At 43.7% G+C, this 26510-nt stretch carries 23 protein-coding genes; 17 read left to right on the top strand and 6 right to left on the bottom strand.

Translation table 11 applies throughout. The features are described from left to right. The first annotated feature begins 20 nt into the window (after window positions 1–20). The 3 genes from ACMFL8_RS11905 (at window position 21) to ACMFL8_RS11895 (ending at window position 2621) form a co-directional block, all read left to right on the top strand. On the top strand, window positions 21–824 hold the full coding sequence (locus tag ACMFL8_RS11905; RefSeq protein ID WP_413191099.1) for a hypothetical protein: 804 nt from the start codon (window positions 21–23) through the stop codon (window positions 822–824). 308 nt (window positions 825–1132) lie between these two features. Next, a complete protein-coding gene (locus ACMFL8_RS11900) occupies window positions 1133–2116 on the top strand; it encodes a malate dehydrogenase (RefSeq protein WP_240215757.1) in 984 nt (327 codons plus the stop codon). Window positions 2117–2381: 265 nt separating this feature from the next. After that, on the top strand, window positions 2382–2621 hold the full coding sequence (locus tag ACMFL8_RS11895) for a DUF2789 domain-containing protein (protein ID WP_413191098.1): 240 nt from the start codon (window positions 2382–2384) through the stop codon (window positions 2619–2621). Window positions 2622–2773: 152 nt separating this feature from the next. Here ACMFL8_RS11895 and ribF read toward each other — a convergent pair whose 3' ends face one another. Then, window positions 2774–3814: a riboflavin biosynthesis protein RibF gene (gene ribF, locus ACMFL8_RS11890; protein ID WP_413191097.1), complete on the bottom strand. Its 1041-nt coding sequence runs from the start codon at window positions 3812–3814 to the stop codon at window positions 2774–2776. Window positions 3815–4067: 253 nt separating this feature from the next. Here ribF and ACMFL8_RS11885 point away from each other — a divergent pair, with 253 nt between their 5' ends. Then, window positions 4068–4676 carry a GNAT family N-acetyltransferase gene (locus tag ACMFL8_RS11885; RefSeq protein ID WP_210540432.1) on the top strand — a complete coding sequence of 203 codons (609 nt, stop codon included), beginning with the start codon at window positions 4068–4070 and terminating at the stop codon, window positions 4674–4676. An 11-nt stretch (window positions 4677–4687) separates the two neighbouring features. Here the strand turns inward: ACMFL8_RS11885 and ACMFL8_RS11880 are convergent, their stop codons facing one another. The 3 genes from ACMFL8_RS11880 to ampD all read right to left on the bottom strand — a co-directional run bounded on the left by ACMFL8_RS11880 (window position 4688) and on the right by ampD (window position 7871). Next, window positions 4688–5308 (bottom strand): hypothetical protein, encoded by a 621-nt coding sequence (locus ACMFL8_RS11880; RefSeq protein WP_227676196.1) that lies wholly within the window; start codon window positions 5306–5308, stop codon window positions 4688–4690. Window positions 5309–5435: 127 nt separating this feature from the next. Continuing rightward, complete coding sequence (gene murJ, locus ACMFL8_RS11875; RefSeq protein WP_189585485.1) at window positions 5436–6986, bottom strand: murein biosynthesis integral membrane protein MurJ; 1551 nt, start codon at window positions 6984–6986, stop codon at window positions 5436–5438. Between the two features lie 294 nt (window positions 6987–7280). Beyond that, window positions 7281–7871 (bottom strand): 1,6-anhydro-N-acetylmuramyl-L-alanine amidase AmpD, encoded by a 591-nt coding sequence (gene ampD, locus ACMFL8_RS11870; RefSeq protein WP_413191096.1) that lies wholly within the window; start codon window positions 7869–7871, stop codon window positions 7281–7283. Window positions 7872–8047: 176 nt separating this feature from the next. Here ampD and ACMFL8_RS11865 point away from each other — a divergent pair, with 176 nt between their 5' ends. The 12 genes from ACMFL8_RS11865 to lpxC all read left to right on the top strand — a co-directional run bounded on the left by ACMFL8_RS11865 (window position 8048) and on the right by lpxC (window position 23637). Next, the gene (locus tag ACMFL8_RS11865) at window positions 8048–10234 is read left to right on the top strand and encodes a DUF4105 domain-containing protein (protein ID WP_413191095.1); all 2187 of its coding nucleotides are present in this window, start codon (window positions 8048–8050) and stop codon (window positions 10232–10234) included. Window positions 10235–10297: 63 nt separating this feature from the next. Further along, window positions 10298–11137: an SDR family oxidoreductase gene (locus ACMFL8_RS11860; protein ID WP_413191094.1), complete on the top strand. Its 840-nt coding sequence runs from the start codon at window positions 10298–10300 to the stop codon at window positions 11135–11137. Window positions 11138–11211: 74 nt separating this feature from the next. Continuing rightward, the gene (locus tag ACMFL8_RS11855; protein WP_413191093.1) at window positions 11212–12216 is read left to right on the top strand and encodes a hypothetical protein; all 1005 of its coding nucleotides are present in this window, start codon (window positions 11212–11214) and stop codon (window positions 12214–12216) included. Window positions 12217–12277: 61 nt separating this feature from the next. Continuing rightward, entirely contained in the window at window positions 12278–12982 is a 705-nt protein-coding gene (gene pyrE, locus ACMFL8_RS11850) for an orotate phosphoribosyltransferase (protein ID WP_413191092.1), read from the top strand. Window positions 12983–13039: 57 nt separating this feature from the next. After that, window positions 13040–14011 carry a glutathione synthase gene (gene gshB, locus ACMFL8_RS11845; RefSeq protein WP_194619348.1) on the top strand — a complete coding sequence of 324 codons (972 nt, stop codon included), beginning with the start codon at window positions 13040–13042 and terminating at the stop codon, window positions 14009–14011. Window positions 14012–14291: 280 nt separating this feature from the next. After that, window positions 14292–15377 carry an undecaprenyldiphospho-muramoylpentapeptide beta-N-acetylglucosaminyltransferase gene (murG, locus tag ACMFL8_RS11840; RefSeq protein WP_413191091.1) on the top strand — a complete coding sequence of 362 codons (1086 nt, stop codon included), beginning with the start codon at window positions 14292–14294 and terminating at the stop codon, window positions 15375–15377. Window positions 15378–15444: 67 nt separating this feature from the next. Further along, complete coding sequence (murC, locus tag ACMFL8_RS11835) at window positions 15445–16881, top strand: UDP-N-acetylmuramate--L-alanine ligase (RefSeq protein ID WP_210540425.1); 1437 nt, start codon at window positions 15445–15447, stop codon at window positions 16879–16881. 154 nt (window positions 16882–17035) lie between these two features. Then, complete coding sequence (locus ACMFL8_RS11830) at window positions 17036–18004, top strand: D-alanine--D-alanine ligase (protein ID WP_413191399.1); 969 nt, start codon at window positions 17036–17038, stop codon at window positions 18002–18004. Between the two features lie 511 nt (window positions 18005–18515). Next, window positions 18516–19313 carry a cell division protein FtsQ/DivIB gene (locus tag ACMFL8_RS11825; RefSeq protein WP_189585455.1) on the top strand — a complete coding sequence of 266 codons (798 nt, stop codon included), beginning with the start codon at window positions 18516–18518 and terminating at the stop codon, window positions 19311–19313. 196 nt (window positions 19314–19509) lie between these two features. Further along, window positions 19510–20802 (top strand): cell division protein FtsA, encoded by a 1293-nt coding sequence (ftsA, locus tag ACMFL8_RS11820; protein ID WP_201574509.1) that lies wholly within the window; start codon window positions 19510–19512, stop codon window positions 20800–20802. Window positions 20803–21116: 314 nt separating this feature from the next. Continuing rightward, window positions 21117–22316 carry a cell division protein FtsZ gene (ftsZ, locus tag ACMFL8_RS11815; RefSeq protein WP_010201472.1) on the top strand — a complete coding sequence of 400 codons (1200 nt, stop codon included), beginning with the start codon at window positions 21117–21119 and terminating at the stop codon, window positions 22314–22316. Window positions 22317–22719: 403 nt separating this feature from the next. After that, entirely contained in the window at window positions 22720–23637 is a 918-nt protein-coding gene (gene lpxC / locus ACMFL8_RS11810; RefSeq protein ID WP_189585450.1) for a UDP-3-O-acyl-N-acetylglucosamine deacetylase, read from the top strand. A gap of 298 nt (window positions 23638–23935) precedes the next feature. On the opposite strand, the gene ACMFL8_RS11805 is transcribed toward lpxC, so the two are convergent. Then, window positions 23936–24451 carry a hypothetical protein gene (locus ACMFL8_RS11805; RefSeq protein ID WP_189585447.1) on the bottom strand — a complete coding sequence of 172 codons (516 nt, stop codon included), beginning with the start codon at window positions 24449–24451 and terminating at the stop codon, window positions 23936–23938. A 257-nt stretch (window positions 24452–24708) separates the two neighbouring features. Between ACMFL8_RS11805 and ACMFL8_RS11800 the strand changes: the two genes are divergently transcribed. Then, entirely contained in the window at window positions 24709–25434 is a 726-nt protein-coding gene (locus ACMFL8_RS11800; protein ID WP_010201465.1) for a CHAP domain-containing protein, read from the top strand. 276 nt (window positions 25435–25710) lie between these two features. Here the strand turns inward: ACMFL8_RS11800 and ACMFL8_RS11795 are convergent, their stop codons facing one another. Further along, on the bottom strand, window positions 25711–26487 hold the full coding sequence (locus tag ACMFL8_RS11795) for a hypothetical protein (RefSeq protein WP_413191090.1): 777 nt from the start codon (window positions 26485–26487) through the stop codon (window positions 25711–25713). Window positions 26488–26510: the final 23 nt, after the last annotated feature.

Raw genomic sequence — 26510 nt, 5'->3', positions numbered from 1 at the left:
TGCCAGATACCTAACTACTTATGATCAAAAAATATTTCAATTTGCCTATGTTGTTGCAAGCCAATCGTCAGCTGCCGAATCAGACGCGGGTGGACACTCTGTCGGAATCAGCTACGATAAAGTTATCTACGAAGCTAAATGACAGTGCGATACGTAAAAAGGATGCGATAGGCAAAGAATATAAGGATAAAGGGTATACGGTGATGGGCGGGGTCGCCTTGCTATTGTTACAGAGTGTGATGATCATACCAGCGCAAGCGGCCAATGCCGTCAAGAGTGGTCAACGCGTGTTAATGATTGAGATGACGCCTGCATTATGTAGCTTGCAACCAACACGAGTACGTATGCGTCAATGTCTAGAAGGGTATTCATTAACGGTATCAGGTTTGGACATGGGCTATGGTGAGCGCTGTGGGCGCGGTGTCGAGCCGCGCCTGACCCCATTACAACTAAAAGTTGTCAATCGCATCATGCCAGACACGACAGTACGTAGCCAAGTATGGCAACATTATGGTGCCTGTAGCCCATTAAGTGCGAGTAGTTATTTTCGCCAAATAACCAACTATGCCGGTGCCCTAAAATTGCCTAACGAGCTCAATACTGGCAACAGTTATACCGTCTCAAAATCACGCTTTATTGGACAAATGACTCGCCTTAATAGTGGCATGCCTGCTGCCAGCATTGATTTAATTTGCCAAGCGGGCAGTCGACGCCAAACTATATTAACCGATGTCCACGTTTGCTACGAAGGCAGTGAATTTAGTAGCTGCAGTGAAGTGGTAGATAATTGCGGCAAAAAGTTTATTATCTCAGGCGGTAAGTAACGTCCTTTTTGGCGAACGATAGATGAATATTGCTCATTTATAAATATCATCCTGATTAAGTAACTTCTGCTAAAGCTATTTTTTTATCACTTCCTCTTCATTCGCCATCCTTTATCTATAAAGGCTTGACCGATACCAATATCCTCTCGTATAAAATGTAACAATATAGTGAGGGATAGCGTTCGCGCTTTCTCTAGACGGTTAACGGGGGGAAGTGCTACACTATCTCTCGGTTTAAGACTGCTAGTGTTCAGTGAGCAAGTCGATATCTATAATGATAATCATCAATTAGGGAGTATTCAATGTCAATGAAACAGCCTTTACGTGTTGCCGTTACTGGCGCCGCTGGTAACATCAGCTATGCGATGCTATTCCGTATTGCATCTGGTGAGATGCTAGGTAAAGATCAGCCAGTTATTTTGCAGTTGCTTGAAATCACTCCAGCACTTGACGCCCTGAAGGGTGTGGTTATGGAACTAGAAGACTGTGCATTCCCATTATTAGCCGGTATCGTTCAAACTGATGATGCAAACGTTGCATTCAAAGATATCGATTATGCGTTGCTCGTTGGCGCTCGTCCGCGTGGTCCAGGTATGGAACGCAAAGATTTGCTAGAAGCCAACGCTGCGATTTTCTCAGCCCAAGGTAAAGCATTGAATGACGTAGCAAGCCGTGACGTTAAAGTATTGGTTGTGGGTAACCCTGCCAACACTAACGCACTTATCGCTCAGCGTAATGCACCAGATCTTGACCCACGTAACTTTACAGCGATGACTCGTTTGGACCACAACCGTGCCATGGCGCAGTTGGCTGGTAAGACTGACAGCACTGTCAATGACGTGAAAAAAATGATCATCTGGGGCAACCACTCATCAACTCAGTATCCTGATCTAACGGCTTGTACTGTTAATGGTAAGCCAGCATTAGATCTAGTTGATCGTACTTGGTACGAAGGCACTTATATCCCAGAAGTACAACAACGTGGTGCAGCGATTATTAAAGCTCGCGGTGCATCATCTGCTGCTTCTGCTGCCAACGCTGCTATCGCACACATGCGTACGTGGGCACTAGGTACTGATGAAAACGATTGGGTATCTATGGGCGTTTACTCAAACGGCGAGTATGGTATTGCCGAAGGCTTAATCTACTCATTCCCATGCACGTGCACTAACGGCGACTGGTCTATCGTAGACGGCGTTGATGTGTCATCTGATTTCTCAAAAGAGAAAATGGCAGCGACTGAGCAAGAGCTTAGCGAAGAGCGTGATGCAGTAGCTCATTTACTACCATAATCAAATAGCTTGCTAAAACTTTAGTGCTACTTGCAATCATGTTATGTATAAAAAGCCTTCTTGTTTGAAGGCTTTTTTACGTTTAAATATCTGTTATTTTTAATCGCTCTTATCAATTGTATTAATGTTTGAGGCTCAACCATTAATACAATTGATAACGTTAGATAAACGTTGGTTAACAGTTATTAAAATAAAGCTTGCTACAATAAAGTGGTTAGCCTAAATAATAAATAAAACTAAAATTGCACCATATAAGGAGAAAAGTATGTTGGGTGAACCTGAATATAATATGAATGAGTTATTTGCTCAATTGGGACTTGATAGCTCAGATGAAGCGATTGATGACTTTGTTGAAAAGCACCAATTGGCAAAAGAAGAAAAGCTAGTAGAGGCAAAAGTTTGGACAGACAATCAACGTTCTTTTTTACAAGAAGAATGGGAAAAAGATGCGGAGTGGGTAGAAGTCATCGATGATTTAAACGTGCGTATGCATCCAGACGCGTAAAAAATAACTTAAAAGATAGATTAATCTAAAAGACAAATAAGAAGTATAGAAAAGCAAAAACCCACGACATTGTATTTAGAATGTCGTGGGTTTTTGCTTTTCTATATCTTGAATGCAATGCGTATGATCTAAGTTCGAGACTTTCCTACATTCTAGTTAGGCTGCTCTGCTCGCCATTCAAGCAATGCTTTTACATCATTATGAATACCAACTTTTAGCGCCTCTAAGCCATCATAATGTCGTTCACCATGCAAATAATGTAAAAAACGAACCTGTAAATTTAGTCCATATAAATCAGCCTGCAATTCTGGGAAATGTACTTCTAAACGCCAGTCACTGCCTTTATCAACAGAGGGTCTAATACCAATACTGGCTGTGCCAAACAAGCTGTGTGGACGCAAACCTGTTACGCCTGATTTTCCGTTAATCACTTGCGTGGTCAAACCATTAGCGATGACTTTGCCATGGTCATCTAAACTCACCACATCGACGGCAAAGATACCGTGCAAAGCAGGTTTTAAGCGCTGCAAATCGATATTAGCTGTAGGGAAGTCCATGGTGCGGCCTATCTGATCGCCACCAACAACTATGCCTGTAATCGCGTAATCACGACCAAGCAGCGTGTTAGCGGCGTCAATATCACCAGCCAATAACAAGTCGCGAACGCGAGTGGAGCTAATACGGGAAGCCTTACCGCCGTTATCTATAACGGTATGCAGATTGGTCACATCCAAGCCATAATCCCGCAAAAACTGACTGTCGCCAGTACGGTCATGACCAAAGCGAAAGTCGTCACCCAGTACCAATGCTTTTACGTTCAAACGCTTAGCCAATATATCTGCAAATGCCTGTGCTGATAGCGAACGAAAATCAGTATCGAAGCTCGCTACAATCAAAGTCTCGACCCCATGCTCTGCTAGCAGCGCTTGCTTTTCGGCTAGATTGGTTAGGCGCGCAGGGGCAGTAGCGGGGGCAAAAAATTCACGAGGCTGTGGCTCAAATATCATGACGGCAGAGCCAAGATTTTGCGCTTGGGCAATCTCACGAACTTGAGCCAGCATCGCTTGATGACCCAGATGTACGCCATCAAAATTGCCGATAGTCAGCGCACAAGGTGCTAGATTTATCGGATTCGTATGTGCAGGCAAAGCGCTCGGCGACGCAATCAGTTGCTCAAGAAAATAGGTGTTCATAAGTTTTCAGCTATGATAAGACCAGATAAAAAACGAAAAAACACACCTATACTAACAATCGATGTGTCTAAAAGCAGCCATTATAAAGTAAAATAGCCCCACTAACATCCTATAGTCGACGCATAGTGAAAGTATCAGTCACTCAGCGTGGTCATTCTTTATGAGTTATTTGTATTTGCTTGTGTTATCAGTATGACTATTATTCACTATTATCGATGATGCCGATAATAATGCTAAAAATTATGGAGATCTTATGTCTGATGTTGCCTTGAACGCTATACCAACTGATTTATCGACACATCAGCTCGCTGATCAGTTTGTTGTGCAGCGTGCGAGTAAAGAAGATTTAGCAGAAGTCTTAGCCATTTATAATCAAAGCATACCTGCTAAACAAGCAACAGCTAACCTTACATTGGTAACCGTAGATGAGCGAGCTGCTTGGTTTGATGAGCATCTAAGCAGTCCAACAAGGCCCATATATGTGGTCAAAACATTGCGAGGAGGGGATGATGCAGAGCGAGCGCAGTCGCCGATAGTTGCATGGGGCAGCTATAGTGATTTGTATGCGCGGACAGCCTATCATATCAGCACTGAGATCAGCGTCTATCTAAATCAAGATTATCAGGGTCAAGGCCTAGGTAGCTTGTTGACACGCTGGATGTTGACGCAAGCGCCAAGCTTGGGCATTCGAAATATTGTCGCGCTTGTCTTTGCTCACAATCAGCCAAGTTTAGGACTTTTCCGTAAACTTGGCTTTGAGCAGTGGGGCTACATGCCAGAAGTTTGCGATATGGAAGGGTTTATTGCTGATGTCGTGATGCTGGGTAAAGCGGTGACATCGGATGATGCTTCAGATAAGTAAGCTAAAATAGCTTAACCCAAGATCTTCCATTGACCTTCTATCTTCTGTAGCTGATAGGTCAATGGCGCAGGTTCGCTCTGTCCTTTGAGCATCAACTCACCAGTAATAGTGGCACGAGTCTTGTCATCATTATACTTGGTATCAGTGATAGTAACGCCATCGACAGTCTGCTGAAAAGCGGATTGTGTTTTGGCAAGTTCTTTTTCAAAATTCGCCATATCTACTTGATAGTATCCAACCGCTTCTTTTACATCGCCATAATATAAGCTATTTAGCGCCTGTTTGACGGTGTCTTCTGGCGTACCAGCTTCAGTCGGATTAGTCACTAAGCTTTTTTGTTTGGATGAAGCAGTGATTGGGTTGATGTTATCACTATCAATGGTTGTCTCATCTTTAGCACTATCCGTCATTTGCTCGCTTGCCACTGTGTTATTTGCATCAACGTCTGCCGTCTGATTGGCTGCATCGACTTCAGGGTTCCCAGCCACGGCAGCTGTATCGCTCGCTGTATTTGCGCTATCGGCTTCTACATTATCATTGTTGCTACACCCGCTGATTAGCAGTCCGGTGCTCAATACACCAGCAGTTAGTAGCATTGGTAAGCGTCGTAGCGTTGAATATTCGACTGTCATAGTAAACCTCAAATTTCATTTATTTATCAATAATCGATTATGACAACTATCAGCGGCATTCACTGTCAATTCTCATATTAAGCTTGTTTTGGTTTAGTAAGTCATTTATTCAGCGTTCACAAATAAATTAGCCATGCTTTAGCTGACGCGGACGGAAGCCTGTTGCTAATAACACCACCCCATAAACTAGGGCACCAACCGCACACATAATGAGCAGAGCCGCGATACGTCGCCACTGAGCCTCGTCGGCTGGGAAGTAAGGTAACATGATATAAAGGACAGCAATCATAGAAGCGGTAGAGATTGCAAACTGAGTAAACAGCTTTTTCCAGTGGCTGCCAAAACGGAAAATATCGCGCTTATGTAAGAAATAATATAATAAGCCCGCGTTGACGAAGGCCGCTCCTGTGGTCGCAAGGGCAAGACCACCATGCAGAGGTATCTCTAAAAAGTAAAATATTCCGATAAAAATCACACTAAAAACCATATTGGCAAAGACGGACACGATACCGATTTTTACTGGTGTTCTAGTGTCTTGACGGGCAAAAAACGCTGGCGCAAATATTTTAATGAGCATAAAGCCTAAAATACCACCCGCCATACTGCGTAATGCCAGCGAACTCATCTGCGCATCACGCAAGGTAAATTCACCGCGTAAAAACAGCGCTTGCATCAGCACATCAGCCAGTATAAATAAGGCTGCTGACGCTGGAACACCCACCAATATGATTAAACGTGCCGCCCAATCAATGGTTTTTTTAAAGCTAACATCGTCTTTTTTGGCTTCACTTTTCGACAAACTGGGCAAAATGACCGTACCAATCGCTACGCCAATCAGTCCTAACGGCAACTCACTCATACGTTCTGCCGCATAAAGCCAAGAAACCGAACCACCAATCATTAACGAGGCGAAAATAGTATTGAGGAGCAGATTGATCTGAGTGACAGAGACACCAAAGATAGCAGGCAGCATAAGTTTTAAGATGCGTTTAACGCCTTCGTGCTGAAAGTCAATCTTAGGTGCGACCAGCAACTTTTGTTGCCATAACTGCGGCAGCTGTATGAGGAACTGTAGCAAACCGGCGATTGCAACAGCGTAACCAAGCGCCATAATCGGTGTGTCGAACATAGGGGCAAAAATTAATGCGCCGCCAATCATACATAAGTTTAACAGTACGGGTGCAAAAGCTGGCGCAGCAAAACGCCCGTAGCTTTGCAGAATACCGCTAGCAAAAGCGGTCATAGAAATAAATAATAAATAGGGAAAGGTAAGGCGCAGTAGCTCAGCGGTGATGGCAAATTTACCAGGCTGGTCAGCAAATCCGGGAGCAAATAACGTCACTACCCATGGTGCCATCAAAATGACGACCACAGTGAGCATCGACAAAATCAACAACAGGGCGCCCGAGGTACGACTAACTAATATCTGTACCTGTTGTAAGCTGTATTTTTCTTTGTATTCGGACAGTACTGGCACGAAAGCTTGGCTAAAAGCGCCTTCAGCAAACAGACGGCGCAAAAAGTTAGGTATCTTAAAGGCGACCAAAAAGGCATCCATCAGACCACCTGCGCCAAACACCCCTAATAATACGACATCGCGTACCAGACCTAAGATACGGGACAGCATGGTCATGCTGCTGACGACCATGGTTGAGCGAAATAACCGACTTTTTGCCATGAGAACCTATTTTGCTAAGTTGTTTACTGAGTTGCTGTTATCAAAAAACTGACGGATTATAGCACTTTCATAATCGAGATAAATGGATTGGATGTGGAATTGCTTTAGGGTGCTTAGATAAGCTAGGGCGTGTCCTCATTTTAAAAATGGTGATAAAAGTGAGGTAAATTGTAGTCAAACAAGGAAAAGAGCGCAGATAATATCGAGATATTACCTAGCTATTTGACGATGATTGGCAAGATTTAACCATTTTTAGCCCATTTAGATCGCTATCAGTTGAATTGAGGACACGCCCTAGTCCGTAAGGTTTTTCCCTACCAGTTCACGCAACTTTGGCCAGTCAAAATAATCGCCAGGATCTGTCTTTCGACCCGGTGCGATATCGCTATGACCAGTTAAGTGTCGGCGGGTTTTGGGGTAGGCATCATATAGCGCAGCGATAACGGCTGCAAGTGTGTCATATTGCGCCGAGGTGAAGGACACAAAATCTGACCCTTCCAGCTCGATGCCAATGCTATAATCATTACATTCAGGACGACCAAGGTAGCTGGATCTGCCTGCATGCCATGCGCGCTCGGCAAAGTTTACAAACTGTGTGATAGCACCATCACGTTCTATAAATAAATGTGCTGAGACTTCTGCGCCCTGAATGGTTTGAAAATAAGGATGCGCATCCCAGTCCAATTGATTGGTAAATAATGCTTTTACATAATGAACGCCATCACTGCCGCAGACGGCAAACTCATTCGGTGGTAGGCTAATATTGTGAATGACAATGGTGTCAATAGTCAGGTTGTCGGGTCGTTTATTATAGTTCGGCGACATAAGCCAAGTGGCTGAGGATAAGCGCCCATCCTTTATAGTTATTGGCGGTGTCGTGGACATAGTGCTCTCTTTTTATAATTTATTAATAAGTGCGTAGCAAATACTTGTGATTACCGATTTTTTATTAGTTGATAGCAAGACTCTCTAAAAAATAGCTAATCACAACCTTCTTTTGACGATTCAATAGACCCAAAAACGCGATGAGCGTATGGCTTCTACAGTGCGAGATATTACTCATGTCTATATATTCAAACCTTGTGGTGCATTGCAACTTGTTGGCGACAGATTGTACGCCAATAAAGATGAGCAGGCGCTCGCGTTTATCATTAACGGTTGCAGGTCTGTTACTGACGGTACAAGCGCAGGCATTTTTGCCAACGCCAGCAGAGCTTGTGACCACAGGTGAGCTAGCGTTGGATAACAAAGCTGATGCTGGGCTGAATAGTAACATCAAGCCAAATAGTACCTCAAACAAAGATGTCACTGATCATCTGCGCACTAAGAATACTATTGGTAGTGTCGATAATAACGTTAGTCATATTGTCGCTACCAACACCAACACAGAACAGCTGCTAGCATCATGGCGCGAGCAAGCAAAAACAGAAAACCTAGCCCAACATACGACATGGCGACGTTTATTGTACTTCTTTGATGATCAAAAGAATCTAATTGGTAAGAAAAAAGACACAAGTCTCGTTGATGATGCTAGCTTCTTTTTAAGTGAAAAAGGTGCGCAAGACTCAGGCGCAGAGCTTGATGCATTGCTGGTCGCTCTGGCTGAAGAAGTAGCACCGACTCATAATACGGTTGTCAAAGACAATACCGCTAATAATTCGGTACTTTGTCGTTTCCCAGCGCGCGTACAATGGCTGACCGATACGCTAAATATTGATAAGACAAGCTGGCAAGCTGAGTGTCCGGAGCTGGATGAATGGATGCAAAAGCTGGCACCTGAGCAGCTGTCTATTATGTTTGCCGAAGAGTATTTGGACAATCCCATATCAGCCTTTGCCCATACCTTGTTGCGTATTGACTCAAAGGCCAGTGTGGCTGATCCCAGTCAGATTCATCATGCCTACGCGCTGAATTATACGGTCGATGGTGATCCAAACGATAGTTTTCCAGTTTATGCCATCAAATCCATGACAGGTCTCTATGATAACGCCATTGAAATCGATCCTTACCCAGAAAAGCTGGCGAAATACTTGCAAGACGATGAGCGTGATGCGTGGACGTATCAGTTGAACTTGACCCCAAGCGAGGTGCAACAAATCATGTTGCATGTTTGGGAAACCAAAGGGTTAGAACTACCGTATTACTTCACCACCGATAACTGCGCCTCTGAGGTTTTACGCCTCATCGATGTCGTGCGTCCACAGCAGCATTTATTAAGCCGATTGCCTTATGCCGTCGTACCCTCTGACGTCATTCAGCTGCTTAATGAAGAAGACTTACTGGCAAACCCTCGTTATACGCCAGCTGACAATACCGTACGTCAAGCCGCGCTTAACCAAGCCAAGGCCGCCGCTAAGCTGGGTTATCAGCCATTGAATAAAGAAGCTGCTCAAGAGATTAAATCCGCAGAGCGCAATCCAGCATCCAGTATGTCAGCAGATGGTCAAACCATACTAGATCTACCTATCGTCGCTGCCAACAACAATCCAATAGACAGACATCCATTGCAAATGGCGCAGATTGGTGTCGGACAGCGTGGTGACAATAATTATATCGATGTGGGCGTGCGTGCAGGCTTTCATGACACCCTTGATCGGGCCGCTGGTTTTTCACAGTTTTTTAATTTAGAAGGGCTGGCAGCGACGCTACGCCTTTATGACAAAGATGATAACAATAGCAGCCACAAACAGCCGGATAGTGTGGTCTTGCAGAATTTTACACTGCTGCGCGGACGCTCATTTAACCCAGTAAATAGCGCTCAGCAAGGCAAAACTTGGGGCGTCAATGTCGAGGCGACCCGAGTAAACGATGGCTCACAGCAAGATGGCACGGATCATTTGGTTGGGAGCATGGGCTATGAGACTGGCTGGTCGTGGGCATTTGGTACACCAAGTGCTGGTACTGGCGAGATGCCGCCGCAGTTATGTTACACCTTGCTATCAGGCACGGGACAAGCAGGGCGCGGTATCAATAAAGGCTTTCGCGTAGGCGCAGGTGTGAATGCTGGTTGCCGTTATCAAATTAACAATCAGTTACGTGCGCAGGCTGAATTGCAATTGCCATATTGGTATCATGGCAGCAGCGATGAGTCTAATGCTCGTGGTCATTACTGGCAGCCGGTCTCAACTTTGGGTCTACAATACGATATCGATAAAAAACAAGCATTACGTATCAATGCCAACTATGAGTGGCAAGATCGCATCGATGCCAATGACGATGTACAACTGTCGTATAGACGTTATTTTTAGCACTTATTATTAAAAAGATGGATAAGCAGTCATTAGAAATGGCGTTCGAATAAAGGATAAATGATGAGTACGCAAAATTTACTGATTATCGGACAAGGTGATATCGGTTTGCCGGTCACCAACAAGCTTGCGCAAGATGGCTTTAACGTTACTGGGCTGGCACGCAATGAACGCGAGCACTATCATCTAGATAGTGAGGCAACGTTTATGCAAGCCGATGCGTTGACATTGACCGCTGAGCAGCTGCAAGACTTTACGCATATGGCGATTATCGTCACGCCCGATGACTATTCAACCAGCGGCTATCACGAGAGTTACTTGGCGATTAACCAGCATTTGGCGATGCTTGCTCCAAAGTTAACCAACCTTGAACGTATTGTCTTTATTTCCTCAACGGGTGTTTATGGGCAAGATAATGGCGAATGGATCGATGAAAATACCGCGCCTGTCAGCCCTGAGCGCGAAGCATCAACAGTTATATTGCAAGCAGAACAAGTTTTGCAGCAAGGCTTTAGTGATAAAGCCATTATCATTCGTCCGAGCGGTATTTATGGTCGCGCGCGTCTCATGCGCCTGCGCAAAGCCAAAGAGAAACAAAAAGAGCCAGTAGCCGCACAGCACTGGAGTAATCGTATTATGGATCGTGATTTGGTCAATATTATCACCAACGTCCTGACCAGTACTGCGCCAAAATTACTCTATATCGCCACTGACTATGCGCCCGTCACTACTTATGAGCTAGGCGTTTGGTTAAGCGAGCAAATAGGTGAGACGCCGCCTGCTATTGATCATTCAAAAACAGCGGTTACGGGGAAGCGCTTGCATAGCAACATTCCGTTAGCTTGGCTGGATTATCCTGACTGGCAAGCAGGTTACCGTGACATTTTGAGCCATCAAGAGTAAGCCCTTAAGAGTAAGATAATTGCCTGATTTAAGCATTCTTATTCGTTTTATATTTTATAAACTATGGAGATTTCATGACCCAGCCTTCTACTTCTGATGACCGTTTGTCTCATGCTAATCTGGCAGCAGAAGGCGGTAAGCTGGCAGAAAACCATGTGCAAAAAAAGGCTGAGCAATCGTCTATGCTAGCTGATTCACAGCAGCCTGCAATCGTCCATCCCAACTTTGATCCCAGACAATCTCCCCTTGATCCTGCACGGCCCTTAACTGATATCCCAGAGCCTGCTAGGCGCTTAAATGGTCAATTAAAACGGCTTTACGGTAACTCTGCGCGGTTCTATCAGCCCAATGAAGACCGCTTTTCGAAATGGGCACTGATTGCTTCAGAAGCGCTGGCTGATCATTTGTCATTACTCAATGCTGCCAAGCTTATCGAGTTGCCTGATAACTTTTATGAGAATCATAGCGAGCAGCCATTGTTATCAGCATTATCCGATATGACTATGTTAGATATGTCAGATATCCAAAAGGCCATTCGTGCTTATCCAAAACTGCATCGCTTTGGGTTTAGGCCTGCTGATCGCTCTGAAATGATTGAGTCAGATAATAAACGCCACGACGCTTCAGCATCGCTACGAGCATTGACCAAGCGTTATAATCCTGATGAGCTACTCAATAGTCTGTATGCCGATGATTGGCAAGTGGTTTTGCAGCCGCAGCAGTTTGAGACAGGAGAGGGTAGTTTAGCGACAGATATCATGGCCTGTAGTGCTGCTGTCCACGCTCTAAAACAGTGTAGTACGCGCAAAAGTATCAATCATAGCTATAGCGCTGCGCAAATATGTCAGCATGTGCGTAGCTATTTGCTCAGTCAGATTGTTTGTGAGCCCTCGCAGCGCCATGCATATCGTCAAATTCGGATATTTTCTGGTCACATTATTGTTGCCGCTTATCATTTGGGCTGGGAGATACAAGTACGGAACGATGGCCAAAGCTATTTTAATGTCTCATCACGCAGTGGCTTACTGACTCGCTATGCCAATATGCAGGATTACGAGATCAATGGTTGGTCAAGCTGATCAATAATGCGTACAATAATGCCAGTTTTTCGCCCCTCTTTTTGCTGATAGGAATGTCATAATGTCTCACGTACCACGCCCTCAAGACCTCACGTTTTCATCTCATCAATTCATTCAATTGGCCTTAGACAACCAAGTCCTGAAGTTTGGTGAGTTTGTACTCAAGTCTGGTCGCATTAGTCCATATTTTTTTAATGCTGGCTTGCTAGCGACGGGTGAGATGTTGTCGTTACTAGCGCGCGGTTATGCCGATGCCTTGGCTGAACAAATGGCTGCTAGCAATAACGGTACAGATGAGCAAGAGCTGGTTATTTTTGGCGCCGCTTATAAAGGTATTCCATTTGTGGCTGCAACCGCGCAAGCCTTATGGCACCATCATGGTATCAATGCCAAGTGGGGTTATAACCGTAAAGAAGCCAAAACCCACGGTGAAGGTGGTAATTTAGTAGGCGCTGATGTCAGTGGCAAAGCAGTTTGGGTACTTGACGATGTCATTACGGCTGGCACAGCGATGCGCGAAGTGGTCGATATTTTAGAGCAAGCAGGTGCCAGTGTGGCAGGTATTATCGTGGCCCTTGATCGTAAAGAAAAAGGCTTGGCTGAGCATTCTGCTATTCAAGAGCTTGCTGCGACGCTAGAAGTGCCAGTGCGCGCACTGGTCGATATTGACGACTTAATCAGCTATTTGTCAGACGGCGAGAGCCAGTACAAAGATGCGACTCAACTAGCCAAAATGCAACATTACCGCGCGCAGTACGGCGTATAGTTGGGCACTGAAGTTTGAATCTGTTTTAATAATAATATAACGTAAGTGAGCCTTATCATGAGCCAAGAAAATCAAAAAAAATCTTTAAAAATACTCGTCATCATGGATCCTATCGAACGGGTTAATTATAAAAAAGACACCAGCTTGGCGATGATGTGGGCAGCGCAAGATCGCGGGCATCAGCTTGGCTACTGTCAGATTCATGACTTATGGTTGGATCGTGGGCAGTTGATGGTTGATACTCAGCCGCTCACGGTAAAGCGTGATCCAGCAGATTTTTATACGTTGGGTGATAAAAGTACAGGTCCAGTCAGTGGTTATGACGTGATTTTGATGCGTAAAGACCCACCGTTTGATATGCGCTTTATTTATGCGACTTATATGCTCGATCACGCCAAAGCGGCAGGCGTGCTCGTAGTCAATGATCCACAAGCGATCCGTGATTGTAATGAAAAACTATTTGCGACGTGGTTTAGCGACTATATGAGCCCAACGATTGTGACCAGTAAACAGGCACATATTCGTCAGTTTATCGCTGAACAGCAAGATGTCATCGTCAAACCACTAGACGGCATGGGTGGAACTGGTATCTTCCGTTTGACCGCTGATAGTCCCAATATTGGTGTAACGTTAGAGGTGCTGACTGAACTTGAGACACTGCCAATCATGGCGCAGCGTTACTTGCCAGAGATTAAAGATGGCGATAAGCGTGTATTAATCGTCGATGGCGTCGTGATAGATTATAGCTTGGCACGTATTCCAAGCAAAGGTGAGACCCGTGGTAATCTCGCAGCTGGCGGTAGCGGTGTTGCCATGCCATTGACTGATATTGAACGCCAAGTAGCAGAAGTCGTGGCACCAATCGTCAAACAAAAAGGCCTGATGTTCGTTGGTCTAGACCTAATCGGTGGGCGTATCACTGAGATTAATGTTACTAGTCCCACCTGCGTACGTGAGATTGATGATCAATGCGGTACAGATATCGCGACCGACTTTATCATGGCGATTGAGAATAAATTTACTGCATAGTTTTATCTATGTTAAGGAATACTTTGACTACGTAGAACCCATATTTTAAGGTATTGTTAGTCATTGATTTTTCTTACCGTTTATTAGCATTACAAGACGCCAAGCTGTGATCGATCATGGCTTGGATTTTTGTTATTTTTGCTGCATAAAGTGCTGTATATAAGACGATGATTTCCTCTATACTATGCGGGCTTTGGCTAGGTCATTATTTTTTCATAATTGTCACCGCAGCAGAGAGATAAACCCTTCATATAAATAAAGTAAAGATAGGCAGGCGTTCATGAAAACACCGCATATATTGATGATGGCAGCTGGTACTGGCGGGCACGTTTTTCCAGCGCTTGCCGTTAGTGATGAGCTGACCCAGCGCGGTGCGGTCATTCATTGGTTAGGAACGCCAAACGGTATGGAAAATGGTTTGGTCAAACCGACTGGCTATACTTTTCATGCCATTAATATGCAAGGGCTGCGTGGTAAAGGCGTTGGTCGACTATTAAAGCTACCAATGACTCTGCTGTCAGCGACCATGGCTGCCGTAAAAGTGATTCGTAGTAATCAGATTGATGTGGTTGTTGGGTTTGGTGGTTATGTGACTGCACCTGGTGGTATCGCTGCACGTCTAACCAATACGCCACTGATTATCCATGAGCAAAATGCCATCGCTGGCATGAGCAATCGCTACCTGTCTAAGCTTTCGACCAAGACGTTACAAGCGTTTGAGGATACCTTTGCTAATAGTGCACAGAATGCTAAGCTTGAGACAGTGGGCAATCCCGTGCGTAATGCCATTACTGGTGTCGCAGAGCCAACGGTACGCTATGATGTGAATGATCGCTCACCGCTTAAATTGTTGGTAGTAGGCGGATCACTTGGCGCTCAAGCCTTAAATGACACCGTGCCAAAAGCGCTTGCACTGCTAAACGAGCCTTTTGAAGTGCGTCACCAATGCGGGCGTAACAATGAGGCCGCCACGCAAGCAGCTTACGATAGCGAAGACTTAAGCAGGCATCAGTTTACGGTACAGCCCTTTATCGATGATATGGCAGCGGCTTATAATTGGGCTGATATGATTGTTTGCCGAGCAGGTGCATTGACCGTTACCGAAATCCAAAACGTTGGAATTGCTGCTATTTTTGTGCCGTTACCGCATGCCGTTGATGATCACCAAACGGCTAATGCTCGCACGCTGACCTCACATGATGCCGCTATTTTGTTACCGCAAACTGAGTTGACAGCCAAGCGTTTGAGTGATGAGCTTGCTGTACTTAATCGAGAAAAGTGCTTAACGATGGCAAAAAAAGGTCATGCTCTTGCCAATCGTAGTGCGAGTAAGCAAGTTGCCGATATTATTTGGCAAGCGTTGTAGCCTGTAACTCATACTCATTATTTTTAATTTACCAAATTTTATTGACCTTTAATAAAGAGAGATCCTTATGTCTACCTCTGCGAAAGCTTTACCTAAGCGTTTGATTGAAATACCAGAGATGCGCCGTATTCAGCATTTGCATTTTGTTGGTATTGGCGGTTCAGGTATGTGCGGTATCGCAGAGGTAATGAACAATCAAGGCTATCAAGTCAGTGGTTCTGACATCGCAGAAAGCTTGGTGACGAAGCGCCTACAGCAGATTGGTATCGACATATCGATCGGTCATGACTCCAAAAATATCGCCAATGCGGATGTTATTGTCGTCTCGTCAGCGATTGATCGCAGCAACCCTGAAGTAAAAGCAGCATTAGAAGCGCGTCTGCCAGTGGTACGCCGTGCCGATATGTTGGGTGAATTAATGCGCTATCGTCATGGTATTGCGGTTGCTGGCGCGCATGGCAAAACCACTACGACCAGTTTGCTCACCACGATGATGGCAGAAGGGCAGCTCGATCCTACCTACGTAATTGGTGGCAAGCTGAACGCCTCTGGCAAAAATGCCGCACTTGGTAGTAGCCGTTTCTTGGTGGCAGAAGCCGATGAGTCTGATGCATCGTTTTTGTCTTTACATCCGATGGCAGCGATTGTGACCAATATCGACCAAGACCATATGGAAACGTATGAGAATAGCTTTGATAAATTAAAAGCGGCTTATATTCAGTTTTTGCAAAACATGCCGTTTTATGGCTTGGCAGTGGTGTGCGGTGATGATCCAGAATTGTATGCAATGATTGATGATATCGGTCGCCCAGTCTTGACCTTTGGGCTTGAACCTTTTAACGACGTACAAGGCGTTGACTTGGTGACGGAAGGCACCAAAACGCACTTCACAGTATTGCGCCGTGACCGTGAGCCTTTGCGACTGACGCTTAATATTCCTGGTACGCATAACGTCTACAATGCCCTTGCCGCTATCACCATGGCGACCGATGAAGGTGTCGATGATGAAGCGATCAAACGCGCTTTGCAGAAGTTTGAAGGCGTTGGTCGTCGATTTGAGCAGCATGCCTCTGTCGATATCGATGATGGTAATGTCTTATTGATCGACGACTATGGTCATCACCCAAAAGAAGTCGACGCCACCATTAAGGCCGCTCGTCAAAGTTTCCCTGATCGTCGTTTGGTAATGCTATTTCAACCGCATCGTTACAGCCGTACCCGGGATTGCTTTGATGACTTTGTCGAAGTGCTCTCAAGCGTAGATGAGCTATTATTATTAGACGTCTATTCAGCAGGTGAAACACCAATTACAGGCGCTGATACCAAATCATTAGCACGCAGTATTCGCTTGCGTGGTGAGGTTGAGCCGACGATTATTGATAAAGATAATTTAGCCCCTGTCATGCAACGTTTACTAAAAGCCAATGACATGCTCATTACTCAGGGTGCAGGTAATGTGGGACAGATTGCTGTCGACTTGGCTGCCAATAACCTTTACATTTAGTAAGCTAAAAATTTTAGGAACTGTCCTTATGACAACGAACGATAATCAAGAAAGTATAAACAATAATGATGCTATTGATGCTGCTGAGGATAAAACAGCCATTATCAATCCAGAGTCCGCTCTAGCCGCTGCTGCACAAGCAGAAAAAAATGATATGGAAAACAACCAGTCGAACCAAGATAAACCATTGAACGCTGATGCCAACGAAGTAAAAGATGCTGGACAATTTGGTAAAGTAGCTGTCATTTATGGTGGCAGCAGCAATGAGCGCAGCGTATCGTTAGATAGTGGTGCCGCTGTATTGCAGGCGCTACAAAACCAAGGCGTTGATGCCACTCATTTTGATCCTAAGCATCAAGACATTACTGAGCTTCGTGACTATGATCGCGTGTTTAACGTGTTGCATGGTCGCGGTGGCGAAGATGGCTTGCTACAAGGTGTGTTGCAATGGTTTGATATTCCGCAGACGGGTTCAGGTATTCTGGCATCAGCGCTAGGCATGGACAAAGTTCGTACCAAGCAATTGTGGCAAGGTTGTGGTTTAGCGACGGCACCATTTTCATTATTGACGGCCGATACCGACTGGCAGCAAGTGGTTAACATGCTAGGTTTACCACTTATTATCAAGCCAGTTCATGAAGGATCCAGTATTGGCATGACCAAGGTTAATAACTTGGACGAGTTGCCAGCGGCTTATGCAACAGCGGTACAGTGCGGTGATGCGGTCATGGCTGAGCGCTGGATTACTGGTCGCGAGTTTACGATTGTCATTATCGATGACGAAGCCTATCCGGTCATCCGTCTTGAACCTGCTGATATCACCAACTTCTACGATTTTGAAGCCAAATACAATCGTAACGATACCAGCTACTATATTCCGTGCGGCTTGAATGATGCTGATGAAAAGCATTTGCAAGACTTGAGCCTTGCGGCATTTCGCGCAGTAGACGCAAAAGGCTGGGGGCGTATCGATGCCATGCAAGATGAGGCGGGCAATTTTTGGTTACTTGAAATCAACACCGTACCGGGTATGACCAGTCATAGTCTGGTACCGATGGCAGCCAAAGCTCGCGGTATGGATTTTGATACACTGTGCTGGCATATCCTTGCGCAAACGTTATAAACAATTGATAACCTTAGCTCAGATGTTTTTATCTAGGTTGATATGAATGATGCAGTTTATGGCAGAATTATTGATAGTATAGATGTTTAAAAAACGGCTATTAATGAGTAAAAATAATCGTTCGAATAGCACTGATACTGTTGGTTGTTGGCAAACATAAGCATAATTGAATGTATCGCTAGCCCTGCTATACCACAGCTTCATGTAAACTTGTGTAAATTCGTTGTCCGTAGTAGGGGTTAGGCTATTGTTTGACCGCAAAATACGTTAATATTGTAATTATTGAATCGTTTTAGTGATATTTATGAATGATTTATGACCTTGCGTTGTAAATCGAGAGAAATAGACGCTTAATCGAGAATGATAGCGTCTCAAAGACGTTTTTAGATAAAATTTTTGATAGTATATTCGTTTAATATGTCGCTGCAAAATATAAGCAGACTCACCTTTAACAAAAGCACTATTGGCTTCATGCAAATAGCTTTATGCAAAAACAGGGACAAAGGTCATTATGGCTCAAACTGTCAACGACGTAACTGACTTGATGAGTGATAAAGCCCGTCGTCCAACATCTAACTTCCAAGTACCGAATTCGGTCAGATATTTTTTTATGGTATTGGTGTTAGGTTTGCTAGTGCTTATATTGATTATGGGTGGTAAAGCCTTACGTGATGCGCCTCCAGCTGCCATTCATGTCAGCAATCAAGGACTCACTGTTGCTCAGTACCAAAAGCTACAGCAAGTCATGAATCAACAGAAAGTGAGCAGTTTTTTTACTTCTGATTTACAAGCATTAAGAGATATTACTACGGGTCTTGCTTGGGTGGATCAAGTGAGTGTGACTCGTGACTGGCAACGTGGCATTGTGGTCACAGCGTTGCCCAAGCAGGCAGTTGCAAATTTTGGTACTGAACGTTTAGTCGATGCAAAGGGGATTGTTTTTGTCCCTGCTGATAGTAAGGATTTGACCCAAGCCCAATTTGCCACTTTGCAAGGTGAGATAACGCAAGCGCCGGTCATCATGCAACAGATGCAACAAATTAACGATTGGTATGCACCACTCGATATGCAAGTTGCAGATATTATCCTGTCGCCAAGAATGACATGGCTCATTCGTTTTGATAACGGTCAGCGAGTCATTGTTGATAATGAAAATACCGCGCAAAAGCTGCTGAATCTTAGTCAATTACTAGGTAATCAATTAAGTAATCGCCGAAATGAGATACAGTCTGTAGATTTACGTTATAAAAATGGCTTTACCATCGCTTGGAATATGGCACAACCAGAAATCGAAGCACCAAAAATCTGACTGTCACAAAAAATAGTGAGTAGTAAAAACAGTAAGCAAAAGTAGTTGATAAACCACCAGTAATTCATGACACTTTGTTTATTTAGCATAGAGATTGTAGGTGCGGTAGGATATAACGGCGTAAAGATAATGATTTTTTAATGATTTAATGGAGACGTCATTTGGTTTCCTGTTTAGCGATAATTTGTCTGGTACCATGAAAAATACTGAAAATCTGGTTGTTGTCCATCTAAGTGCCACGGCAGTTTATGTCGTTATTGGCAGCGTTGTCTCTGCAAAAGACATTCGTATTATGGGTGTAGGGCAAGTTAAAAATAGTGACTTTTATCAAGGTCAAATAAAACATCGCGAACGCTTGCAAGGTGCTATCAGGCAAGCCATTCAAGAAGCAGAAGATACTGCCAATTGCCGTGTGCATAGTGTGTGGTTGACCTTGGCAACGCCTGAGCTCCTGAGCAAGAACAGTGCGGGCGAAGTACTAGTAGAGGATGAAGTCGTACGTGCCAAAGATATGGTACAGGCGTTGGCCAACGCCAAATCACGCGACTTGTCATCAGACTATTATTTGATGCATTGTTGCCAGCAAGGTATCTATGTCGATGAACAAGACTTTATGGTCGACGATGCGATTGAGACGGTGGCGCACAATATCAGCGTGATGTATCACATGATGATGATGCCGGTCGCCAGTCGTCAGAACATCCAAAAACTATTGCAGAGTTGTGATGTCGGCATCGATCACATTGTCTTCGATGCGGTGACCAGTGCAGAATATAGCTTGATGAGTGATGAGCGCCAGCAGGGTGTCTGTCTGGTTGATATCGGAGCGAGCACGACTAGCATCTGTGTCTACAAAGAAAACAAGTTGATTTTTACGCATTGTATCGCGACTGGCAGCCATGAAGTGACGATGGATATTTCAGCAGATGTCGGGATATCGATGATAGAAGCTGAAAAACTTAAAAAATCGCATGGTACGGTCGATGTCAATAGCGTCGATCCTAGCTCATTCTTTATCTTTAAACCGCAAGGGACCAGCGACGAGATTAATATTGGTATTTATAATTTAGCCCGTATTATTGAAGCGCGTTATGTGCAAATCTTTACTGAAGTGGCGCGTCAATTGCATGAGGCAGATTTGATCAGCTATATTGATAAAGGCATCGTGCTGACAGGCGGCGGTAGTGTGATCAAAGGCATGATACCCTTTGCCAAAAAGCTGCTTAAAATGCCAGTCGTTTTGACCAATACCCACCCAGCAATCAGCGCTTATAATCACTTTGATAATGACGAATCATTTAAACAGCTAAATATCCAAGTCAATGATCGCGCTTATCAAACGGCATTTGGTACACTACTATATAGCCAAAGCGAGCAGTTTCGCCACAGTGAAAAAAGCGAACCGGAAGCGATTCAAAAAAACAGAGTAACAGGCGTCTTTCAAAGTGCAGGGCAACGTTTTGCTAGTGTGCTCAAAAAGATACTATAACTCCGTTGCTAATGACGTTGGTATAAACATATTTATATAAAAGAATGCTTATACAATAAGCGTTGTTGTTTTGAAAGATGTACCACAATTAAGCGTATAACGTAATATCAAAAGTAACATTGAAAGCAATATTGAAAGTAACATTGAAGTTAATACCCTGAGCAATGATGACATATTTTCGTCCAAGCTTAACGGTTTAAGATATAGCCCTGTTTTATTTAAATACATTTATATATAGTAAGTCGATAGCGCGTCATATGAGTGCGTTACCATGTATCGACCATCACGCTATCTGCAACTGGAGAATCTTTTTTATGTCAAAATACACCATGCCAGATGATAACCAGCTTCAAAATAACGGCCAAGCAAGCTTCACAGTATTCGGTGTGGGTGGTGGTGGCGGTAATGCGGTTGAACATATGGTACAACAAGGAATTAGAGGTGTGACGTTCGTCTGTGCTAATACGGATAAACAAGCACTTGATCGTCTGACAGCGCCGCATAAGTTACAACTTGGCGCAAAAACTAACCGCGGTCTAGGCGCTGGTGCCAATCCAGAAGTCGGACGTGAAGCAGCAGAAAGCGAAGAAGAAGCCATCCGCGCATTACTCGAACATTCAGACATGGTCTTTATTACCGCTGGAATGGGCGGCGGCACTGGTACGGGTGCAGCGCCAGTCGTGGCTCGTATTGCCAAAGAGATGGAAGTATTGACGGTCGCTGTTGTGACCACACCTTTCAAATTCGAAGGCGGGAAACGTATCAAAGCAGCTAAGGCTGGTATTGAGCAACTGACTAACTTCGTTGACTCTATCATTACCATTCCAAATGACAAGCTGATGAGCGTCTACGGCAATATCTCTATGCAAGATGCGTTCAAAAAAGCGGACGATGTGTTATTACACGCCGTGCAAGGTATTGCTGAAACCATCGCAAGCGAAGGTATGATCAATATTGACTTTAACGATATCCGTACGGCGATGACTGCTAAAGGTCACGCCATGATGGGTATTGGTCGTGCCAGCGGTGATGATCGTGCGCGTCAAGCCACTGAAAAAGCCATTAGATCACCATTGCTTGATGATTTACGTTTAGAAAACGCCAAAGGTCTACTGGTTAACGTTATCTCTTCTGAGTCATTATCATTAGATGAGATGAGCAAAATCAGCGCAATCGTCGAAGAAATTACCGATATCGATGATGCCCATATCTTCTATGGTTCTGTCATCGATGAAAAAATGGGTGAAGATCTACATGTGACCGTTATTGCAACGGGTTTGACGTTGGATGAAAATGCAGGCCAAGAGCCAGAAGTAGTGGAGCAGCCTGTGCCTTCTGTGAATAGCACACAGCCTGTTGATCCTAACTTGCATACCAGTGCGCTAAACAGCCAAAAGCAGTCACAAGCGCAGCTGCATCAAGATAGTTTAGCGCGTGCAAATCCGACGCAAGAGCAGCCCAAAACCAAGACCAACAGCATTCAAGACTATTTAAAGCGTCAACAAAATAAATAAGTGTTTTGCAATATTATTGGTCAGAAAAAGCCAGCGCTATGTCGCTGGCTTTTTTGTGCTCATCCATAAGAAATGATTTGTTTTGAAACATTATTTTTTAGAAAGCCATTGTTAGAGCGTGCTGAACTATCACATATAGTCTCTGTCAGTGCATGATTAAAGGATCAAACACGCCTTAGCCATATACCGTGCGATATATGATGTAATCATTATATTTATTCCTAAATATCTGTTTATTAAGGTAATTTATAGGTCGGTAAAATCTAATTCATTCGAATAAAAAAATCACGATAAGTGTTATCAATCAAAGAGATAAGAAAATTAACGCTTTTTAACTATGGCGAATGAGGTGTGGATAATGGTACACTAGGTCAATTGTAACAAAATATGTGGGAAAACAGCCATGAACCAACGAACCATAAAAGCAGCAATAGCTGTTACAGGTACCGGTCTCCATAGTGGTCAGCCTGTTGATTTAGAGTTTCATCCACAGCCAGTTGATACTGGTATTGTTTTCGAGCGCTCAGATATTGAAGGCAGTCAGCCAATTCCAGCCAGTGCTTTTTTAGTACAAGATACTATGATGTCATCCAATCTCGTATTCGGTGGCGCACGTGTAGGTACTGTAGAACACTTATTAAGTGCAATTGCTGGACTGGGTGTTGATAACCTATTGATTCGTGTTTCCGCATCAGAAATACCTATCATGGATGGTAGTGCTGCACCGTTTGTCGCGTTACTGATGCAAGCTGGTTTTTGTGAGCAAGAAGCTTCAAAGAAGTTCATTAAGATTGTAAGACCAATAAAAGTAAAAGTAGACGATAAATGGGCAGAGCTACGCCCTTATGAAGGCTTTGAATTAAATTTTGAGATTGACTTTGATCATCCTGCTATTGATAAAAACTTTCAGCATGCACAGCTACAGTTTTCTACGCAAAACTTTATAGAAGAGCTGAGTTCAGCGCGTACTTTTGGTTTTTTACGAGACATCGAAGCCCTACGTCAGAATAACTTGGCTTTAGGCGGTAGTATGGAAAACGCGATTGTCATCGACGAGGCTAATATCCTTAATGAAGAAGGCTTACGTTTTAATGATGAATTCGTGCGCCATAAAATTTTGGATGCTCTAGGCGATTTATATCTGATTGGCTATCCAATTTTGGGTCGTTTTAACGCTTATAAGTCTGGTCATGCATTAAATAATTTGTTGGTACGTGAGATATTGTCTAATCCTGATAGCTTTGAAATTGTAACTTTTGATGACAATGTAACCTGTCCTATCGAATATTTGCCCCTAAAAGGGGTAGCAGTTGAAGGATGAATACAGGAATACACACGAAGTATCGAAACATTTACGCAATATTACATAAAATGGTTATAAGAACCGTTAATTTATATTCTCATACATAGATATATAAGTAAGTATTTTTAAACAATACAACGTTAGCGTAGATAATACCGACGCTGTAGGTAATCAAAAAATCATCTGTTAGTCGTATTCACATTGTGAAGCTGACTAACAGATGATTTTTTTTGTTTACGTCATTACAAAAACCTAGCGTAAATGGCCATGTTTTTTGGAAATTGTTACATAACTTTACATGTTGAAGTCGGGATTTTTAATGATTTGCTAAGCGCAAAAGTGCTTTTTTGAGCTTTTCATCAGTGGTGACATGCTCTGCGGCCTGTGATATAGTCCGCTTTGTGTTTTGGCTAAGAGCCTGATTTTCATTGGCTTTGTGAGACTTTGATAAAGTTGCTGATAGCGCTAATGGTTTTTTAGATGAAAGACTATGCGCAGATATTTTAGCTACAACGACGCGAATTTGCTTGAGTTGTTTAAATGTAATCGACTGCTCTGTTAATATCTGCAAATAAGCGTTCTGTAAATAGCGAATATGGTTAGCAGCGGTCATTGAGCCCACACTGAGTGTTAATTGCTCAGAGGTTAAGCCAACGACCCAGCAGGTACTAAGAATTTCTTCCGGTAGACAGTCTATTAGAAGCTCTTTTATCTCAGTGGTTGCTTCAATATATAGACGCATATTGTCAGCAAGGGTTTGGGGTAGCGCGCTACCAGCAAAGGCTTGATGATCAATAAGTTGGGCAAGCCGATTAGGCTGTTTTTTTGACATCGTAATGACTCATCTAATAGGTGACAAAATCGATATTCATAACAAATAAGCTCAATATATATGGGATGGATAGCAAACGATTTATGAAGCAGAAGACCGCGCTGCCAATAACACCAGCGTTAGTTACTGTAGAAAAAAGAGTGAGCTGTTGTACTAAGGATTTTATCATGTTTATTTGATGATTATGTCCTCTAAACTAATTGATGCTTTGTCACGGATGACGAGCAGTCTTGTATTAACAAATAGGTAGTAAATTTATGAAACAAGCTTTATTAATTTTGTCAGTACTGGGAATGGGCATAGCACAAACGAGTGGTGCTGCCGAGACCACCTTTCAACCAAATAATACCTTGAGTCATACCATCACCAATATCTCTACTTCTGCGAACTACGGTTCTAGTCGTAACATCTATAGCACTAATAGTGGTGCTCATGTATATAGCAACGACGAAATCAGTCAAGCGATTGACAACTTAAGCGCACATGCCAAGCAAAAAGAATATCAGCTTGCCTCGCTAACCAGTCGTTTATCGTATGAGCAGCGTCAGCAGCAAGCCAGCCGTGTGCCTGATCGCAACTCTGCTCCTGCCATGGCAGCAGCAAGCGCGTCACGAGTAGCGCTATCTAGAAGCTCTGGTTACTGTGCTCGCTATGTACGCAAAGCGCTACAATCAGCAGGTTATGAATTTACGCCAAATCCTTCAGCTTATCAGTACGCCTCTCGTGGTACGCTTGCTCAAGCAGGCTTTAGCAAAATCAGTAACGATATGTCGCCACAAGTTGGTGATGTTGTAGTCTACAATCGCACGTCAAGTCGTCCACATGGTCATATCCAGATCTTTGATGGCAATGATTGGGTATCAGACTTCCGTCAAAATAGCATTAGCCCATACAGTGGCACTTATAGCTATACTACATGGCGTGACTCGCAGTACGTTGATGATGCATCAGACCGTGGTATTTACCTTGCAATGGCTGACTAATAAGCGTCAAGTACATCGTATTTTAAGTAAACCGTTTTCTCCGAATCCAGTAATGCTCTTAATGACATTGCTGGTTTTTTTTGTTTAATAATATTAGGGCGTGTCTTCATTTTAAAAATGGTGATAAAAATGAGATAAATTGCCGTCAAACAAGAAAAATAGCGCAGATAATATCGGGATATTAACCAGCTATTTGACGATGTTTGGCAAGATTTAGCCATTTTTAGCCCATTTAGATGACTATCGAGTGAATTGAAGACACGCCCTAGATACGCGTTATCGTTCAGTTGCTATCGATGACGCTAGCTGGTTAAGTAAGGCAGTTTCAGGATCAAACCTAGACCAGTAGCGACGGTCGTGAAAGTCAGGCGGAGAGGCATGTGTAGGTGCGAAATATAAAGCGGTTTCACCGAACCATAAAATGACGCAAGGATGTATGTGCTCAATAGTCATATTACTGATAGCAAAATTTTGGCTAGACAGTTTGTCTAATGGCACACCCAAGGTTCGCTCGCAGCTATGAGGTGTATGCGTTTTCGATAATTTGTTCGAGGCATTGGCATTTATTGATGGTATTTGCGTATTTGCGTGGTCAGTCCAGCTAATCTTTGCGGGTGTACGCCCATTTGCTAATAACAAGCGGGGTGGTGGCAGAGTGGCAGGGTTTCGATAGCTGTCAAACTGATAAAGCGCATAACGACCATCTGGGCTGGCGTTAACTTCAATATAATTCGAATTACTGCTAATGTCAGCCATATCGTGATTATTTATTGAGTTACCTGTTATAAAGCATTCAAGACAGCTCTCTTCCCACAAATAGTCAGTAAAGCCGACGTTTACTTCTTTCCAAGTAGGCCAGTCTAATTGACCCACCAAAGATTGTGTGGGCAAGATGATTTGATAGGTTAGCTGTAAATGCAATTGTGGCTGCTGCATGATAGTCGCATGCACAACGACTTGGATAGCTCTTAGCGTGTCTATACTAACGCCAAGCTGCTGGGCATCATCTGCTATCTTTTCAGTGGCGATGCAAAGGTTAAAAGTCTGGCTCATAATTTGGTATGACTCAAGTAGTT

Origin of the sequence: Psychrobacter sp. AT9 (assembly GCF_047272965.1) — a bacterium.
Taxonomy (GTDB): domain Bacteria; phylum Pseudomonadota; class Gammaproteobacteria; order Pseudomonadales; family Moraxellaceae; genus Psychrobacter; species Psychrobacter glaciei.
The sequence above is the reverse complement of the archived record's forward strand: the minus strand, read 5'-3'. Positions and strand labels throughout refer to the sequence as shown.

What these genes read in the sequence shown, in the direction of transcription:
- ACMFL8_RS11830 (WP_413191399.1), top strand. Translation starts at nt 17,036, where the DNA reads ATGGAAAACAACCAGTCGAACCAAGATAAACCATTGAACGCTGATGCC.
- murC (WP_210540425.1), top strand. Translation starts at nt 15,445, where the DNA reads ATGTCTACCTCTGCGAAAGCTTTACCTAAGCGTTTGATTGAAATACCA.
- ACMFL8_RS11825 (WP_189585455.1), top strand. Translation starts at nt 18,516, where the DNA reads ATGGCTCAAACTGTCAACGACGTAACTGACTTGATGAGTGATAAAGCC.
- ACMFL8_RS11800 (WP_010201465.1), top strand. Translation starts at nt 24,709, where the DNA reads ATGAAACAAGCTTTATTAATTTTGTCAGTACTGGGAATGGGCATAGCA.
- ACMFL8_RS11905 (WP_413191099.1), top strand. Translation starts at nt 21, where the DNA reads ATGATCAAAAAATATTTCAATTTGCCTATGTTGTTGCAAGCCAATCGT.
- ACMFL8_RS11805 (WP_189585447.1), bottom strand. Translation starts at nt 24,451, where the DNA reads ATGTCAAAAAAACAGCCTAATCGGCTTGCCCAACTTATTGATCATCAA.
- ACMFL8_RS11865 (WP_413191095.1), top strand. Translation starts at nt 8,048, where the DNA reads ATGTCTATATATTCAAACCTTGTGGTGCATTGCAACTTGTTGGCGACA.
- ribF (WP_413191097.1), bottom strand. Translation starts at nt 3,814, where the DNA reads ATGAACACCTATTTTCTTGAGCAACTGATTGCGTCGCCGAGCGCTTTG.
- lpxC (WP_189585450.1), top strand. Translation starts at nt 22,720, where the DNA reads ATGAACCAACGAACCATAAAAGCAGCAATAGCTGTTACAGGTACCGGT.
- murJ (WP_189585485.1), bottom strand. Translation starts at nt 6,986, where the DNA reads ATGGCAAAAAGTCGGTTATTTCGCTCAACCATGGTCGTCAGCAGCATG.
- pyrE (WP_413191092.1), top strand. Translation starts at nt 12,278, where the DNA reads ATGTCTCACGTACCACGCCCTCAAGACCTCACGTTTTCATCTCATCAA.
- murG (WP_413191091.1), top strand. Translation starts at nt 14,292, where the DNA reads ATGAAAACACCGCATATATTGATGATGGCAGCTGGTACTGGCGGGCAC.
- ACMFL8_RS11860 (WP_413191094.1), top strand. Translation starts at nt 10,298, where the DNA reads ATGAGTACGCAAAATTTACTGATTATCGGACAAGGTGATATCGGTTTG.
- ACMFL8_RS11855 (WP_413191093.1), top strand. Translation starts at nt 11,212, where the DNA reads ATGACCCAGCCTTCTACTTCTGATGACCGTTTGTCTCATGCTAATCTG.
- ftsZ (WP_010201472.1), top strand. Translation starts at nt 21,117, where the DNA reads ATGTCAAAATACACCATGCCAGATGATAACCAGCTTCAAAATAACGGC.
- gshB (WP_194619348.1), top strand. Translation starts at nt 13,040, where the DNA reads ATGAGCCAAGAAAATCAAAAAAAATCTTTAAAAATACTCGTCATCATG.
- ACMFL8_RS11900 (WP_240215757.1), top strand. Translation starts at nt 1,133, where the DNA reads ATGAAACAGCCTTTACGTGTTGCCGTTACTGGCGCCGCTGGTAACATC.
- ACMFL8_RS11795 (WP_413191090.1), bottom strand. Translation starts at nt 26,487, where the DNA reads ATGAGCCAGACTTTTAACCTTTGCATCGCCACTGAAAAGATAGCAGAT.
- ACMFL8_RS11895 (WP_413191098.1), top strand. Translation starts at nt 2,382, where the DNA reads ATGTTGGGTGAACCTGAATATAATATGAATGAGTTATTTGCTCAATTG.
- ampD (WP_413191096.1), bottom strand. Translation starts at nt 7,871, where the DNA reads ATGTCCACGACACCGCCAATAACTATAAAGGATGGGCGCTTATCCTCA.
- ACMFL8_RS11880 (WP_227676196.1), bottom strand. Translation starts at nt 5,308, where the DNA reads ATGACAGTCGAATATTCAACGCTACGACGCTTACCAATGCTACTAACT.
- ftsA (WP_201574509.1), top strand. Translation starts at nt 19,510, where the DNA reads ATGAAAAATACTGAAAATCTGGTTGTTGTCCATCTAAGTGCCACGGCA.
- ACMFL8_RS11885 (WP_210540432.1), top strand. Translation starts at nt 4,068, where the DNA reads ATGTCTGATGTTGCCTTGAACGCTATACCAACTGATTTATCGACACAT.